This is a genomic window from Duganella levis, assembly GCF_009857605.1.
GTDB classification, from domain to species: Bacteria; Pseudomonadota; Gammaproteobacteria; order Burkholderiales; family Burkholderiaceae_D; genus Rugamonas; species Rugamonas levis.
In genome coordinates, this window is sequence record NZ_WWCT01000021.1 from 96,434 (window position 1) to 111,082 (window position 14,649).

General features: G+C 65.1%; 11 protein-coding genes. 2 read left to right on the plus strand and 9 right to left on the minus strand.

Features of this window, described 5'->3' with window-relative positions:
* Positions 1-29: 29 nt before the first annotated feature.
* The 9 genes from GTP69_RS22755 to GTP69_RS22795 form a co-directional block, all read right to left on the minus strand.
* Positions 30-716 (minus strand): YjjG family noncanonical pyrimidine nucleotidase, encoded by a 687-nt coding sequence (locus GTP69_RS22755; RefSeq protein ID WP_161057004.1) that lies wholly within the window; start codon positions 714-716, stop codon positions 30-32.
* Positions 713-1,057: a zinc ribbon domain-containing protein YjdM gene (locus GTP69_RS22760; RefSeq protein ID WP_110848138.1), complete on the minus strand. Its 345-nt coding sequence runs from the start codon at positions 1,055-1,057 to the stop codon at positions 713-715. Before GTP69_RS22760 ends, GTP69_RS22755 begins: the two co-directional genes overlap by 4 nt.
* A gap of 35 nt (positions 1,058-1,092) precedes the next feature.
* Complete coding sequence (locus GTP69_RS22765; protein ID WP_161057005.1) at positions 1,093-3,393, minus strand: bifunctional serine/threonine-protein kinase/formylglycine-generating enzyme family protein; 2,301 nt, start codon at positions 3,391-3,393, stop codon at positions 1,093-1,095.
* A gap of 24 nt (positions 3,394-3,417) precedes the next feature.
* The gene (locus GTP69_RS22770) at positions 3,418-5,670 is read right to left on the minus strand and encodes an SPFH domain-containing protein (protein ID WP_161057006.1); all 2,253 of its coding nucleotides are present in this window, start codon (positions 5,668-5,670) and stop codon (positions 3,418-3,420) included.
* 89 nt (positions 5,671-5,759) lie between these two features.
* Positions 5,760-6,779: a hypothetical protein gene (locus GTP69_RS22775; protein WP_161057007.1), complete on the minus strand. Its 1,020-nt coding sequence runs from the start codon at positions 6,777-6,779 to the stop codon at positions 5,760-5,762.
* The gene (locus GTP69_RS22780; RefSeq protein WP_229261106.1) at positions 6,776-7,882 is read right to left on the minus strand and encodes a hypothetical protein; all 1,107 of its coding nucleotides are present in this window, start codon (positions 7,880-7,882) and stop codon (positions 6,776-6,778) included. The genes GTP69_RS22775 and GTP69_RS22780 overlap by 4 nt, the downstream gene beginning before the upstream one ends.
* Positions 7,883-8,467: a hypothetical protein gene (locus tag GTP69_RS22785; protein WP_308494455.1), complete on the minus strand. Its 585-nt coding sequence runs from the start codon at positions 8,465-8,467 to the stop codon at positions 7,883-7,885.
* Between the two features lie 11 nt (positions 8,468-8,478).
* Complete coding sequence (locus GTP69_RS22790) at positions 8,479-9,804, minus strand: hypothetical protein (RefSeq protein ID WP_161057009.1); 1,326 nt, start codon at positions 9,802-9,804, stop codon at positions 8,479-8,481.
* Positions 9,805-9,892: 88 nt separating this feature from the next.
* Positions 9,893-13,243 carry a penicillin-binding transpeptidase domain-containing protein gene (locus GTP69_RS22795; protein WP_161057010.1) on the minus strand — a complete coding sequence of 1,117 codons (3,351 nt, stop codon included), beginning with the start codon at positions 13,241-13,243 and terminating at the stop codon, positions 9,893-9,895.
* A gap of 187 nt (positions 13,244-13,430) precedes the next feature.
* On the opposite strand from GTP69_RS22795, the gene GTP69_RS22800 reads away from it, so the two are divergent.
* Together GTP69_RS22800 and GTP69_RS31750 are read left to right on the plus strand one after the other, a co-directional pair.
* Positions 13,431-13,670 (plus strand): hypothetical protein, encoded by a 240-nt coding sequence (locus GTP69_RS22800; protein ID WP_161057011.1) that lies wholly within the window; start codon positions 13,431-13,433, stop codon positions 13,668-13,670.
* A gap of 212 nt (positions 13,671-13,882) precedes the next feature.
* Positions 13,883-14,644 carry a YXWGXW repeat-containing protein gene (locus GTP69_RS31750; protein ID WP_308494456.1) on the plus strand — a complete coding sequence of 254 codons (762 nt, stop codon included), beginning with the start codon at positions 13,883-13,885 and terminating at the stop codon, positions 14,642-14,644.
* The last annotated feature ends 5 nt before the right edge of the window (positions 14,645-14,649 follow it).

Below are 14,649 nucleotides of genomic sequence, written 5' to 3' on the forward strand. Positions count from 1 at the left end.
CGGGAAATCCTGAACGGGTGAACCGCTGATTATGACAGCGAACGCAGGATCTCGGGAAGATTGTTGACTTCGTAGGTTGGAATCGCTTCCGACGTATTGTCCAGACGCTCAGGATTGAACCAGCAGCTGTCGATGCCGTAGCGGTTGGCGCCGAGGATGTCGGCGTCCAGGCGGTCGCCGATGATGATCGCATCTTCCTTGGCAAACGGCCGCGCCATGCGCGCCGCGTATTCAAAGAAGCGCACATCCGGCTTGGCGTAGCCGCAGGCCTCGGAGGTCGCCACGAACGAGATATGCTCGCGCAGGCCGGACTTGGCGATGCGCTGATTCTGGATCGCTTCCACGCCGTTGGTGATGATGCCCACCTCGCCCATGCCGGCCAGCGTTGCGCACAGCTGCAAGGCGCCGTCGATCAACACCACGGTATCCGACAGCGATTCCAGATACAGGCGGCTGGCTGCCTCCGGGTCCAGTTCCAGGCCGTTCTCGGCGAAGGTCTTGCGGAAACGCTCGACCTTGAGGAAGTCCTTGGACACGGTGCCGGTTTCAAACGCGCGCCACAGCGCCAGGTTGATCGCCTGGTAGCCGAGGAAAAGCTGCGCCAGATCGCCATCCATGCCCAGCGCCTGCAAGGTGCGCGCAAACGACAGCTGCTCGGACGCCTTGAAGTCCAGCAGCGTGTCATCCAGGTCGAACAGGAAAAGCTTGTGCGTCATACCTTGCGCACGAATTCAGTTTTCAGGCTCATGGCGCCGAAGCCGTCGATCTTGCAATCGATATCGTGATCGGAATCGACCAGGCGGATGTTCTTGACCTTGGTGCCGACTTTGACGGTGCCGCCGCCGCCCTTCAGCTTCAGATCCTTGATCACGGTGACGGTGTCGCCGTCTTGCAGCACATTGCCGACCGAGTCGCGGTACACGCGCGGGCCATCTTCAGCCGCATCGGCGGCGCCGCCGGCCGGCCACTCGTGTGCGCACTCAGGGCACACCAGATTGGCGCCATCTTCGTAGGTATATTCGGAACTGCATTTAGGGCATGGTGGCAAAGCGCTCATGGATAATCCTGACTTTCAAAGTCCGGCAGTATACCTCATGCGAGCTTGCGGGCGACCCTGAAGCCGACGATATCGTTGGCCAGCACCGCTGAAAATCCATTGCGCACGGCGGAACGCAGATAGCGCGGGTTGTACAGCCACGAGCCGCCGCGCAGCACGCGCCGCACCGAGTCGCCGCCCTCTTCCCACGCGCTGCCGTCGGCCGGCGCGCCGGCGTAGTTATCGTGCACCACATCCTGCGTCCATTCCCACACATTGCCGTGCATGTCGAACAGACCCCAGGGATTGGGCTGGAACGCGCCGACCTTGTTGGTCCCTTGCAGATAAGCGCCACGCTTGCCGCCGTTGTAGGTGTAGTGGCCGTCGTAGTTGGCCTGCTCGGTGCTGATGGTGTCGCCGAAGCTGAACGCAGTCTTGGTGCCGGCGCGGCAGGCGTACTCCCACTCCGCCTCGGTCGGCAGGCGGTACACATGGCCGGTCTTCTGCGACAGCCAGCGCAGGTACTGCTGCGCATCCGTCCAGCTAACGCCCACCACCGGATGTTCGTCCGTCTGCCTGAAGCCCGGATCGCGCCAGTCGGTATCCGACTGCGACTCCCAGCCGGTGTCCTTGACGAAGCGCCGCCACTGCCCCACCGTCACCGGGAAGCGCGCCATCGCAAACGAATGCTCGATGCCGACCCAGTGCTGCGGCAGTTCGCGATCCAGCCAGTTCTTCTGCGCGCCGGCCTTGATGGCCAGCGCCTGCTCATGTTCGTGAGAGCCCATCTGGAAGCGGCCGGTCGGGATCAGCACCAGGTCCGGTCCGGCGCCGGTGCCGTCCAGGAAGCGGTCGCGCAGCACGCCATTGGCGTCGGCCACGGGCGCACTGGCGGTCATCGCCGCCACCTCCGCCGCGTGGCGCTCGGCCTGCTGCTTGCGGTGGCGCTCCTGCTCCTGGCGATACGCCACTTCCGCTTTCAGCTGCGCCACCTTGCGCTGCTGCTCCTCGCGCTCGTCGCGCGCGGCCTTGGCGTCGGCCTCGCGGCGTGCCTGCAACTGCTCGCGCAGCACCTGCTTGCGGGCCTGTGCGGCGACTTCCGCTTCGGCGCGCTGCCTGGCTTCCAGCGCGCGGCGTTGCACGTCCTGCCGCTGCTTATCTACCGCAGCGGCTTCCAGCTCCGCCTTGCGGCGCGCCGCCAGTTCGGCCACCATCGCCTTGCGCTTTTCTTCGGTCTGGCGCGCCAGTTCCGCTTGCGCCACCTGTTCTTTCTGGCGCTGCTGTTCGCGTACCGCCTGTTCGCGCGCGGCTTGCGCGGCTTTTTCGGCCAGCTCCGCTTCGCTCGGGCCGGCGGCGCGATGCAATTCCGCCAGCAGCGCGTTCACCGATTCCGGACGGCGCTCCTGCAAATACGCAAAGCCTTCCTGCAGCACTTTCCACTGACGCTCATTCAAGCCGCGCGGCGGCGATGGGTGGAAGTCGGCCGGGCGCATATCGTCAAACGGCATGCGGCCTTCCAGCAGCTGATAGATCATCACCGCCACCGCATACACATCCAGCTTGGGCGCCGGCTGGCGCTGATGCGTGCCCGCCTCCGGTGCGCGATAGCCGGCGGTGCCGGCGTTCGGCGTCTGCAAACCGAGGCTGCTGCCGGCACTGCGCGCGCGCGAAGCGATGCCGAAGTCCAGCAGCTTGACTTCACCCTTCTTGGTCAGGAAGACGTTGCCCGGCTTGATATCGCGGTGCACCAGCTTGTGCTTGTCCCACGCGTATTGCAGCGCATCGCCAATCGGCGCCAGCAGCTTGTACACCGATTCCAGCGGCAGCGGGCCTTGCTCGGCCAGATATGCATCCAGATCCTGCCCTTCCAGATACTCCATGATGATGAAGTAGCTGGACGTGGCGGGGTCTTGCGCCCACTCGTACACGCGGACGATGTGCTCATGCGCCAGCTTGCGCGCCTGCGTCGCTTCCTCGATCAGCAGCTTGGCGTGGGTGGCGCTTTGCGTCAGTTGCGGCGGCAGGATCTTCAGCGCCACCTGGTCGCTGTGGCCCAACTCCGCGTGCGTGGCGAGGTCGGTCGCCAGCCACACCTGGCCCATGCCGCCCATGCCGATCAAGCGCTCCAGCCGGTAGCGGCGGTTTTGCGGACCGATTTCCTGGCCGGTCATCAGGCCCAGTTCCGTACCCTGGCGCACCGGCATCGGTGGCGGCGCAGACGCACCAACGCCTCCCGGCGGAGCGTACTCCGCGTCCAGGATGGCGTTCTTGCGACGGTCGAACTCTTGGAGACTCAACAGACCGTCATCATGTAAGGCCCGCAGTTCGCGGATCTTGTCTCTTGCTGTTTGCATCATTACCCGAACTATACCCGTTCCCTGCTAGACGATGGGCGCGCCGCATTCGGCGCAAAATTTGTCACGCTCACGGCCTGGCGGCACCACATGGCCGTTGACGCAGCGGTGCACCACAGGCGCAACCACCGTTACAACCGGCGCGCCTGCCTGCGCCACACCGACGCCCAACTGGCTTTGCGTGGTGAGCGCACTGGCGCTGGCGGCGTTCTGGATATTCAGCAGATCGACCTGGTGGCTGCGGTCCTTATCCAGTTCCGTATCGCGGTGCGCGCGTTCTTCCTGCACCCGTTCATACGCCATGCGCGCCGCTTCCACCGGCGTGACGCCATGTTCGGCAGCCACCACATGCGACAGCGCCTGGATCTGCTCCGCCGTCATGCCGCCCTGGATTTGCAGCTTCATGATCTGCGCCACCGCCTCCGCATTGGACGGCGCGGCCACGGCGGCCAGCGCCATATCGCTCAAGCGGCCCATGGTCTCCATGCGGCGGATTTCATGGTCCTGCTCCGATTGCTGGACCGTCAGCGCCGCTGTGCGCTCCTGCTCAAACTTCTTCAACTCGCGCTGCCATGCGGCTTCGTGATCGCGTTGCTTAAGGATCTGGCGCTGCTCTTCCACCGCCAGTTCGTCCAGCATGGCCTGTTTGGCGTTGGCCTGATTCTGGCGCGCGTGAACGCCATCCGCCTCGATGGTGCGCAACAGCTTTTCGTACTGGGCGATCGAATCCGCCTGTACGCCGGAGCGCTTGAGGTCTTCGATCTTCTGGTTGATCTCCGCCACCGCCACCGCATTGGATGCGTCCTTGACGGCGTCGCCGCGCAGCAGGTCGCGCTGACGGGCCAGTGCCAGCTGGTCTTCCCACTCCTGCACCCGCTCGGCCTCGCGGCGGCGGGCAGCGTGGGCCAGCGTCATGCCCTGGATGCGGGCGGCGTGCGCTTCCGCCTCGATTTGCAGCTCATGCGCCTTCTCGTCTTTTTCGCGCTGGCGCAGCGCCGCCAGTTCGCTGCGCTTGTGCGATTCATCCTCGATCAGCAAGGCTTGCGCGATCTGGTTTTCAATCGACTGCTGTTTCAGCTGATGCGACAGGCGCTGCTGCGCCAACTGGCGCTGCTCGGCAGCGGTCTGCTGTAATACTTCCAGTTCGGTGCGCATGCGGATCTGCGCCAGCTGGCGCACATGATCCCAGTCGGCCTGTTCGCCCTGGCGATGGGATTTGTTCTTCGCCAGTTCATGCTCCAGGTCCGCCAGCACGGTACCCGCACCTTTGTCGAGAGCGACCTTGCGGGTCTTGGAATCCATCACGCGGCTGTACAGCTCCACTTCGCGCGCGCGCAAGGCTTGTACGCGCTCGGCTTCCTTGAGCGTCAGTTCGGCCTTGCTGACGCTGGCGTCCTGGCGCAGCTCGGCACGGCGGAAGTCGGAGTGCATCTTCTGCTCTTCGCGCCAGATGGCTTGCCACTCTTCGTCGTTGTAGATCTGGTCCAGCTGTTTAACGTGCTCCAACTGCACATGACGCTCATCCGCCACCAGCCACAGGGTGCCGATGCGTTCGCGGTTATGGTCGAATTTATCGTGGCGCAGCGCTGCCGTGTCCACGCCTTCCACCGCCAGGCCGTAGGTGGCAAGGCGCAGTTTGAGTGCGGCTTGCAGGCGCTCGTTCAGTTGCAGGCGCAGGTCGGCGTTGCCGGCCATTTCGCGGATCGAGCGGCTACCGACAAATTCCGCCGCCAGCTGACGCACGGAAGGTTCCAGCAGCTCTTGCAGGTTCTGGGTGCTGACCACGCCCGGAACGGTCATGAAGTGCTGCGCAAACGCCGACACGTTTTCAATGCGGATAGCGACCGTAAAGCGGGCCGATATCTTCAGGTGTTCTGCGGTATGCAGGTCGGTGAACGAAAACTCAACCGGCAGCGGCAAGGTGCGGGTGATCAGGATTTCGGCGTTCTGGTTGCGCAGCAGGTGGTTCAGGCGGGTGAAGAAGCCTTCGATTTCGTATTCGCCCTGCGGCACTTCGGTGGCTTTGTCGGCCTGCAGGATGTAGGCGCGCGTGGTGGCCGGCACCCGCAGCGTCTTGGTAAAGATGCCGGACAGCGTGCTGACGCCGAAATACACGGCCAGTTCATTGTCGCCGGGGATCCAGCGGTTATCGCGCAGCACCGGCACATTGCGCGGCGCGCCGAGCGTCAGGCCGCACTGCTTGCAGTAGCCCGACTGGTCGTCGTTTTTGTGCTCGCATCGCGGGCATTTAACGCCACCAAAACCAAACATTTGGAACATGCCAGACTCCTTCTACGATTCATCTTCCAGGCTCGCCTGCGATCTTCAGATTTTAGCAGGGCGAACGCGGTTTGCTTCTTGCGCACGGTTTAAATCATGCCAATCTTGTCGATGCAGGCCAGGCTGGCGCCTTTTTGGCGCAGCCCGGCCGCAAATCCGGGCGGCAGGTGGTCTTGCCAGTCTTTGGGCAGCAGCACGCGGTCGCCGCTGTTTACTTGATTGAATATTAATTCCAGCTTGGGTTCGCGGCCGTCTACGGTGTCGACGCGGCCGGCGTGCCAGGCGCTGGAACAACCGGTGGCGATGATGCGGCCGCGCGGGACGAACTCGCGGCCGCGCGCCAGACGGTCGGCCATCACCAGCGCCAACTGGTAGGAGCCGCCCTGGAAGCGCGGCTGGTCGAAGCGCACCACGCTGCGCCAGCGGTTCAGGCCTTTGCCGTCGAAGTGGCGGGCGGCGGTGAGGGTTTGTTTGACTTCCTGTTGGGCGGTCAGGTCCAGGCCAGGAGCGGCGATGCTATCTTCTTCTGCGGTGGCCGGCGCTTCCAGCGGGAAGACGCTGACTTCGACCCAACTGAGGGTGTCGTTGATGCCGCCGCTGTGCAGCGGGAACCATGTGCGCACGGTGGAAATGGCGGCCGATGGATCGGCATGGCCCAGCAGCGCGCCCAGATGGGTGATTTGCAGCGAGCTGTCGGCGTCGTTCGGTGCAGTGGTGCGGACCGTTCCGGTGACGCGGCCGGTGTGCCAGGCATCCGATTGGCCTTGTGCGGTGGTGATCGCGCCGGGCTTTGCGGGATGCAGGCCACGCACCATACGGTCGGCGAGGACGGCGGCCAGCTCCCAGTCGCGCTCCGTGGCGGATGGCGTGATGTCCATGCTGAGCACCACTTGGTCACGGCTATCCAGCCGCGCTTCGGTGTGACGCGCGAGGCGGACGATTTGCTGCATGTGTTCTGCGATTGCCGGCGCGTTCGGCACGGTGCATTTCACGTCAGCGCGGTTGGCGCGTGGGCGGCGGCTGGCGGTGATGGTCAGCGTGCGGCCGTCGGCCAAGGTGGCGCGGCATTCGGCATTAGTGGGAACGGCGCTGGTGGAGATGGTGGTCATAGCGATGGCTCCATGCGTTCGAGCTGCGCGATGCGGCGCAGGGACAGGCCGGTTTCCAGGTTGGTGCAGATGCGGTCTGCTTCATCCAGCAGTGATGGCCATTGCTGCGGGTCGGCCAGTTGAAGGCGGGCTAGCAGGGACCAGGCTTCGTCCAGCGCAGATTGGGCGATCATGCTTTGGGCGACGCGGCGGGCCTGGCCGGCCATAGACAGCGGCTGGTCCGGCGCGGCCCACGCCAGCGACGGCATGGTGTTGACGTTGAGCGCGGCCATGCCGAGACGCAGTAGCACGGCTTGATGCTGCTGGAAGATCGGCAGGCCGTCGGGCAAAGTGAGCAACCGCAATCCGCTGCTGAGGGCCGGCAGTTCCAGGAACAGACGACGCAACGCCCGCGCATCCTGCTCCGCCGCCAGCGCAGTCGAAGCCGCGCCGGAAGGCGGAGGGCCAGCAGCGGCGGGCGTGGCGGTGTGCAGCGTGGGCTCGATGGCGACCGGGGCGAGGTCCGACTGCGCGGCTTCAGCGGCTTGTCGGGCGCGGGTTTGGAGGATGGTCGCGTAGTCGATCTGATCGCCCAGATCAACCGGCACGCAGTCGTCCACCGTCACGCCATATCGCGTGTACATCAGCTGATTCAACCCGGCGCGGAAAGCATGCCACTCTTCGAGCGTGGTACATGGCGGCAGCTCCAGCGCCCCTTGCGCCAACTCGGCCTGCAACGCCATTTCAACGGCCGCAGAAAAATCGGCCAGCTCCAGCCGCCCCGCCGTCTCGCTATACAAATACAAATCAAACCGCTGCTGCGTTACGCGCGGATTGGCCGCATCCACCACAAACCGCAACCGCAAGCCCCACTCCGGCGCCGACGCAAACGGCATCACATCCACCGTGTACGGTCCCGGATGAAAACAGAATACCGTCTCACCCTGCTCGCAAGACACCTTGCCAGCGGCCACACGACGCGAATGGCCGCCCACATTAAACACCACCACGGTGCTATGCGACGGCGCGACATCTCCCTCGTCGAGCCGAAGCGCGATCAACGTGACGCCCAACCCGCCGGTATCGGCGGTGGACTTGCGGCGGCGGCTAAATAATCCCATCATCTACGGCGCTACCGGTTCGACGGCAAAGCCGGCTCCATATAGTTGAAAGTGTTCTGCCGGCGCGGTGGCGAATGGCCAGGCGCGCTCGCACTCGCCATCCGCATCCAGACGGCCTTGCAGCACAATCGCGCCACCGCCGTCGATCACGCGCAACTGCGGCTGATCATTCAGCAAGCGGGCCGCGAACGGCGCCTCCGCCGACAAGCTCAATATCACCTGCCAGCCGCCGTCCTGCGGCAGAAAGTGCAAGGTCCAGTGACCGTCATCGGTGACCAACGCTTCCAGCGCCTCTGCGGTCGATGCCGCGCGCAGCATGCCACGACTGCCGCTCCACACCGGATCGTTGGCGGCTTGCAGCGCTTGCGCGGCGGCGGCATAACGCTCCAGCGACAGCTGACGGAAACGGCGCAACGTCAGCGGCGAGGATGACAGAGCCTGACGCTCGTTCGGCGTCAATGCGCGCGTGCCGTTCAATGCGGCCAGCAGCGTGGCGTCGGCCAGCATCAGCCGGTCGCCCGGTACGGCGCGCGACAACAGCAAGCGCTCGCGCAGCTGCGCATCCAGATTATCTTGTGCTGAGTTCAAATCATTCTCCTTCATCGCGCCCCCGCTGCTTGCAGCCTGGCGATTGCTTCATTCCGGCGCTTGCGCAGCGTTGGCATCGAAATCTGGTCCAACGTCGCCAGCTGCTGCAAGGTTGGCAGTTCGCCGGTGGCCGGGTCCAGCCAGGCATCGGGATAAGTGTCGTCCGCTACGCCCAGCAGCTTTTGGTACACGGCCAACCGGACCGGCAGCGATTCGTCGCGCAGCATGCGCACCGTCCAGCTGCCGGATTCCTGTGCGGCCCGCGCTACTTCCAGATAGCGGAGGGGCAGGGAAAGCTCGGCGGCGCGGGCTTGTTCGGCGGCCAGTTCGGCGGCGCTGACGGCGGCCTCGCCTTCGCGCGGCTCATCGGCAGGATCGGCGTCAACATCCGCGTCAGCGTCGGCATCCGGCTCCGGCGCGGCCAGAATCTGGTCTTCCTCCGCCGGCTGACCGCTGGCTTCCGCCTGCTCGGACTCCCCCACCACACGCCAGTAGTCTTCCAGCCACAGCGCCGCCTCGCCGGCCTGGCCCTGCCAATCCTCGGCGCGGTCCATATTGGACGACAATTCCTCATAATCGCCGATTTCCGCCATCAGCGACGCGATCTTCTCGGGACTGTTCTTCAAGCTGGCGAAGCGCTTGGATTTGGTGTGCAGCGGGCCTGGCGAACCGCCGAACTGCTCCAGCGTCTCGCTCCAGCGGATGATCCACTCGGCCTTGCAGCCGCCGATGGACTTCATCTGCCGCACCTCGATCGGCGTGCCGGCTAACTGTCGGCCAAGAATAGCGCCAATCTGCGCGGCGTGCTGCTCCCACGCCGCAAACAGCCCGGAGATCTCGCGATACGCCGTGTCCAGCATGCGATAGGTGTAAATTTTATTGGGCGAACACTCGCGCCCCGTAGTGACGATGTAGTTGTCCGCATCGACCTTGTCGCGCAAGGTGGCGTACATATCGTTGACCTTCTTGCGCAGCACGCCCTCGGCGGCGGCGTCGAGCCAGAACGCGCCGCTGCGCGCATGCTCGTTCGCCATGGCGGCGACAAACGCCGTCCAGTAGGAAGGCTGCGCCTGAAGTTCGTATAGCAGGCCAAGCGATAATTCATACACGCTCTCGCCGTAGCTATTGCCCTCCGCCTCGCCGCGCACGGTGCGGGCGCTGGCGCGCAGGCATGCCGCTACCGCATCGGTATAGGCGTCGAGCAGCGTCGCGTGCTGCCCGGGGTCGAGCACCTGGTGCATCTCAATCTGCCGGAAAGCCTGCAACGAGCAGAGTCCCAACAGCTTGCGCACTTGTTCCCAGCCGTGCTCCTGATACCGGGTTCCTGGCAAGCGCATAAAGTCCTGTAATGTTGTAAATAGGGTAAATCAAAAGGCTTTTCAAGAATGCCATAAAAACGCGGTTTGCATTATCCCGTTTACAAGGCTATTTCCCCTTCTGTTCACCGTTCTGCGCGGCCAGCGTGGACAGGATGGCCGCCATCACCGGCGCCGCGTGTTCGCCGCCGGTGGCGTCGGAATGGCTGACGAAGGCCGCCATCGCCAAACGGTGCGTCTGGCCGGGCAGGCTGCCCGCTTCCAGCCAGCCGGTGAACCACACAGTGGCGGTATCGTCGCCGCTTGGCGCGGTGCCGGTTTTGCCATACAGGCCGGGACGCACGCTGGCCAGCGCCGCGCCACGGAAAGCGCCGGCGCCGGTGCCGACATCGACCACGCCTTTCATGCCGGCCTTGATGCGGTCCAGGCGGATGCCCAGTGGCGGCGCGGCGGGCGTTACGCCATCACGGCCATCCAGCGACAGCAGCATGCGCGGCTTGACTACCCTGCCCTGTCCCACTGCCGCCGAGGCCAGCGCCATTTGCAGCGGCGTGACCTGCATGCGCAGACCAATCGACATCTGGCGCAGTTCGTGGCGGGTGTGGATCGGGTCCATATGGGCTGGCGTGGATTGCAGCGCATCCCAGTTACGCCAGTTGAAATCAGCCGGCAGCAGGCCGCCATCGAGACGCTGCGCCTGCTCAAAGCCCAGCCGGTGCGCGGCGGCGACGATGGGTCGCACCGAATCCAGCGCGTCCGCATCTAGCGCTTGCAAGTCTGGCGCCCCGCCGTCCGGACGGCCGAACAGGCTGCGGTCACTCAGTTCGCCGGACCAGGCGAACCAGGTATTCAGGCTGTAGGTCAGCGCCTGCGCCAGTCCAAGGCGGCCCTCCTGCGCACGCCGGTCCAGGCTTTGTTCGCGGTAGTTGGTGATGTGCGCCAGGCGCGGATTGAGCGGATAGCTGGCGGCGTCGGTCTGGAAGCCGTAGCCTCGCTGCGCCGCCAGGCGGTTGATCGCTTGCAGCGGCATGCCGCCCAACAGCGTGTCGATTTGCGGATCGTTTTGCGCGGCCAGTTCCAGTCCTAATGCGCTGACCACCTTGAAGGTGGAGCCTGGACTTTGGTGTGCGCCACCGTCGTGCTGCAAGGCCGGTAGCCGCAATGGGCTGCGCGCAGGGCTGGTGCGGTCGAAGTCGCGCACCTCGGCCCAGTTGGCGGCGCTGACGTCGCCGGCTCCTGCGCCGGCAGCGGCGAGGATGTCGCCGGTTTCGGTATCGAGGATGACCAGGCCGGCGTGGCGGCCTTCTGGCGCGGGCTGGCTGCCGGCACAGCGGCCGGCCTCCCAACGGCCGCGATGCATGGCGACGCATTCGAGCACGCGCTGGCTGAGGGCTTGCAGCGGCAAGTCCAGCGTCAGCGTGGCGTCAACCGCGCCTTTTGGCGCGGGCAAGCGGGCCAGCATGCCGGCGATACTGTTGGCGTGTTCGGTGCTGACGCCGAGCAGCGGCGCCAAGCCTGCCTCCACCGCCGCTTCGCTCGTTGCGCCGTCGGTCCACAACATGGCGCCGTTGCGGTCTTGCAGCTGGACCGGCGATGGCGCGCTGCTGCGTGCCACGGTGTTGTCGCTTTGCGCGAGTGCTTGCCAGATCAGGCGTCCGTCGGCCACGCGCAGATGGCGGTATTTCTGGTCTTCCGGCGTATTGAAGTCCAGTGGCTGCACGTCCAGCTGAATGCTGCGGGCGCCGGCTTGCAGCGTCAGCGTGATTTGCTGGACGTCGTTGTTGCTGGCGCAGGCGCGGCCGGAGCAGGCTGGCGCGAATTGGGCGCTGGCGCCGGTGACGCCACTCCCTACGCGGCCGGCGACCAGCATGTGCAGGACTTCGCCGCCGCTGGCAGCGTGCGGCAGGTTGAGCGCGAGGTGCACTACTGGGCTGCCGCCATTGCCCTCGCCAGCCTGCGGCCAGCGGGCGACGCGCGTCCATGGTTGCCAGCCTTGCGGCAGCGTGGCGAACAGGCGCGATGCGGCGACCGGCATCTGGCCGGTGGTGGCAATCATGACCGGGGCGTTGCCGTTGGCGGCATTGCCGCCGGTGCTGGCGCTCCAGTCGGGCGTGAGGTTGGCCGGTGCCTTGACGCGCCAGGCCAGCAGACGGCGTTCGCTGTTATAGATATCGATTTGCTGGCGAACGTATGCGCCGTCAGCCTGGTAGTACAAACGCTTGAAGAGTTTTTTGGTGACGACGCCGGGTGGCACCTGCTTCCAGTTGCCCAGTTCTGCGGCGCGTTCGGTGGATGGCGCGGACTGCCATTGCGGCAGGTCGCGCGGCGCGATGTCGATGGTACCGCTGGCGGTGAGGCGGATCAGGCCCTGGGCTTGCAACGCATCGAATAGCGATTGGTCTTCCAGTTCGCCTGGGCCAGCGCTGGGCACTTGATACTGGCCGGGTGCGAAGTAGGCGCTGACGGCCGGGCCGCGCGCAGGAAAGGCGGTGACCAGCGCGGCGCTGGGGACGACGGAGGCATCGATGCCGGCACCAGCGTCGGGAGCTGTGCCGGTGCTGCCGGCCGGGCGATACATCTGCACCAGCAGTTCGCCGGCCTGCGGGCACATGGCGTTGGCGCGGCGTTCGATGCGCAAGGCGGCATTGGCGCCCCACAGCAGCCAGCCTTGCTGGCGCAGCCCGACCTGGCCATTGGCGCCCTGCTCGATCTGGCCGAAGCTGGCGTCGCTGAGCCAGCGGGCCTCGCCCTGGCGGGCATGCCAGCTGAGTTTCAACGGTTCGCTTGCCGGGTCGGTGTAGTCGGCGCGGCCGGTGCCTTCGATATCGATTTCCGGCATGGCGTCGGTAGCGCTGGCGCGGTCGGCCACCAGCAGCACGTTGCGCAGCGAGATCTGGACATTGGCCTCTTCATTGCGCGCAACCCAGCGTTTGACGTCGTCGAAGCGGTAGCCCAGGCGCAGCGGCAGCAGACGCGGATCGGTCGGACCGCGCATCTGGCTGCACAGGTCCACCCGCACTGGCGGCGCGGCCTGTAGTCCGGAGACAATCAGCAGAGCGCCGCCAGGATGCAGGCTGGCGCTGACGCCCGGCTGCTCAAGCACCGTGAAGCCGATTCCCGGCAGCACGGCTTGATAGGCGTTGGCGGCACGAATATTGGCAGCCGATTGCGGCGTGCTGGCGGTGGACGCGGCCAAATGGCGCGCATGGCCGGCGATCAGCGCACCGCCGCCCAGCATGACCACCAGGCCGGCCACCACGATCCATACCACGCGCGCCGGGATCACGCGGCGGGTAGTCGGCACCGGCGACGGCGCATGGGGCGCGGATGGCGGGCGATGCGACGACACCAGCGTGACCGACGGCCGTCCGCGCTGGCCGGCGCGCAAGTTGGCGCTGCGGCGGCGCGCGCGGCGGCGCTCTTGCCAGGCTTGCAAAATGGTACGGATGAATTGCGGCATATGCCCCTCACGCTAGTGGACGGTATCTGCTGGCACTTAGCAGAGGGGCAAGGAAAAGCGGCTATCGCGCCAAATTGCATTTCGGGCCGCAAAACCTGCGTCCCGTCGCAATCCCGGTGCGGCTTGCAGGGGCTTGGCATACAGTGACTACATCGAAACTCAATTCAACCACCCCAAGGAGAAGATCATGAATGTCCTGAAAAACTTTGAAGCCCTGTTCGTTGTCGTTGCCGCCCTGGCCTGCTCGGCTGCCTACACCTTCGAACACCCAACGGCCGATACCACCGCCACCGCTTCCGCCTCCAACATGCAAGTTGTTGTGGTCAGCGCCAAACGCCTCACGGCAGAAGAAAAACTGCAATCGCTGCTGCAAGAACGCGCCGCCACCGTGGCCGCCAACACCACCACCAGCGCGAGCAAAATTTGAACCCGCGTCACCCCTTCGCCTGTCCGCACAGCCGCGCTGCCGCGTAACAGGCGAAGCCCTTCCGGCGATACTCTGTTCGCCATCGCACAAAGCCTGCACACAGCTTTGTGTCATATGTAAAAAGTTGCATCATCCGGCACACACACTTGCCGCAGTTGATATAGTTCTTTCCAAGCGCAGTCACAGCGCAGATAACAACGGAGGACTACATCATGATCAAGCCTATTTTTGCCACTGCCATGCTTGCGCTGAGCGCTGCGGCCTTCGCACCATCTATCGCCTCCGCACAAGTCGGCGTGAGTGTCGTGATCGGCAATGCGCCACCTCCAGTACGATATGAAACCGTGCCGGCACCACGCCGCGGCTACGTCTGGGCGCCAGGTTACTGGAACTGGGACGGCCACCGCCATGCATGGGCAGGCGGCCACTGGGAACGTGAACGCGTCGGCAGCAGCTGGCGTCCAGCGACCTGGATTCGCGATGGCGGCGGCTGGCGCTTCGATCCGGGCGGCTGGTATGTCGTCAGCGGTCCATCGCGCGGCGACTACATCACCGTTGCACCGCCACCACCACGCTATGAAGTGATCCCTGCTCCGCGTCCAGGCTTTGTGTGGTCGCCAGGTTACTGGGACTGGCGCGGCAACCGTCACGAATGGATAGGCGGGAACTGGATCGCATCGCGTCCGGGCTACGTCTACTCGCAACCGCGCTGGGCACAGCGGGATGGCCACTGGTACCGCGAAGAGGCACGCTGGGAGCGCGGCCCGAACGGCGACCGCGATCACGACGGCATTCCGAACCGCTACGACCGTCACGACGGCCGCGACGACCATCGCGGTGATCACCGTGGCGACAATCGGGGACGCGGTGACCGCGACCATGACGGTGTTCCCAACCGCTATGACCGCGACCGCGATGGCGACGGCGTTCCTAACCGCTACGACAACCATCCAGACAACCGTCGCCGCGATTGATGGGC

Bases quoted from the DNA above. Each gene is read 5' to 3' on its own strand.
- GTP69_RS31750 (WP_308494456.1), top strand. From the start codon at position 13,883: ATGATCAAGCCTATTTTTGCCACTGCCATGCTTGCGCTGAGCGCTGCG.
- GTP69_RS22775 (WP_161057007.1), bottom strand. From the start codon at position 6,779: ATGACCACCATCTCCACCAGCGCCGTTCCCACTAATGCCGAATGCCGC.
- GTP69_RS22790 (WP_161057009.1), bottom strand. From the start codon at position 9,804: ATGCGCTTGCCAGGAACCCGGTATCAGGAGCACGGCTGGGAACAAGTG.
- GTP69_RS22795 (WP_161057010.1), bottom strand. From the start codon at position 13,243: ATGCCGCAATTCATCCGTACCATTTTGCAAGCCTGGCAAGAGCGCCGC.
- GTP69_RS22765 (WP_161057005.1), bottom strand. From the start codon at position 3,393: ATGATGCAAACAGCAAGAGACAAGATCCGCGAACTGCGGGCCTTACAT.
- GTP69_RS22760 (WP_110848138.1), bottom strand. From the start codon at position 1,057: ATGAGCGCTTTGCCACCATGCCCTAAATGCAGTTCCGAATATACCTAC.
- GTP69_RS22755 (WP_161057004.1), bottom strand. From the start codon at position 716: ATGACGCACAAGCTTTTCCTGTTCGACCTGGATGACACGCTGCTGGAC.
- GTP69_RS22770 (WP_161057006.1), bottom strand. From the start codon at position 5,670: ATGTTCCAAATGTTTGGTTTTGGTGGCGTTAAATGCCCGCGATGCGAG.
- GTP69_RS22780 (WP_229261106.1), bottom strand. From the start codon at position 7,882: ATGATGGGATTATTTAGCCGCCGCCGCAAGTCCACCGCCGATACCGGC.
- GTP69_RS22800 (WP_161057011.1), top strand. From the start codon at position 13,431: ATGAATGTCCTGAAAAACTTTGAAGCCCTGTTCGTTGTCGTTGCCGCC.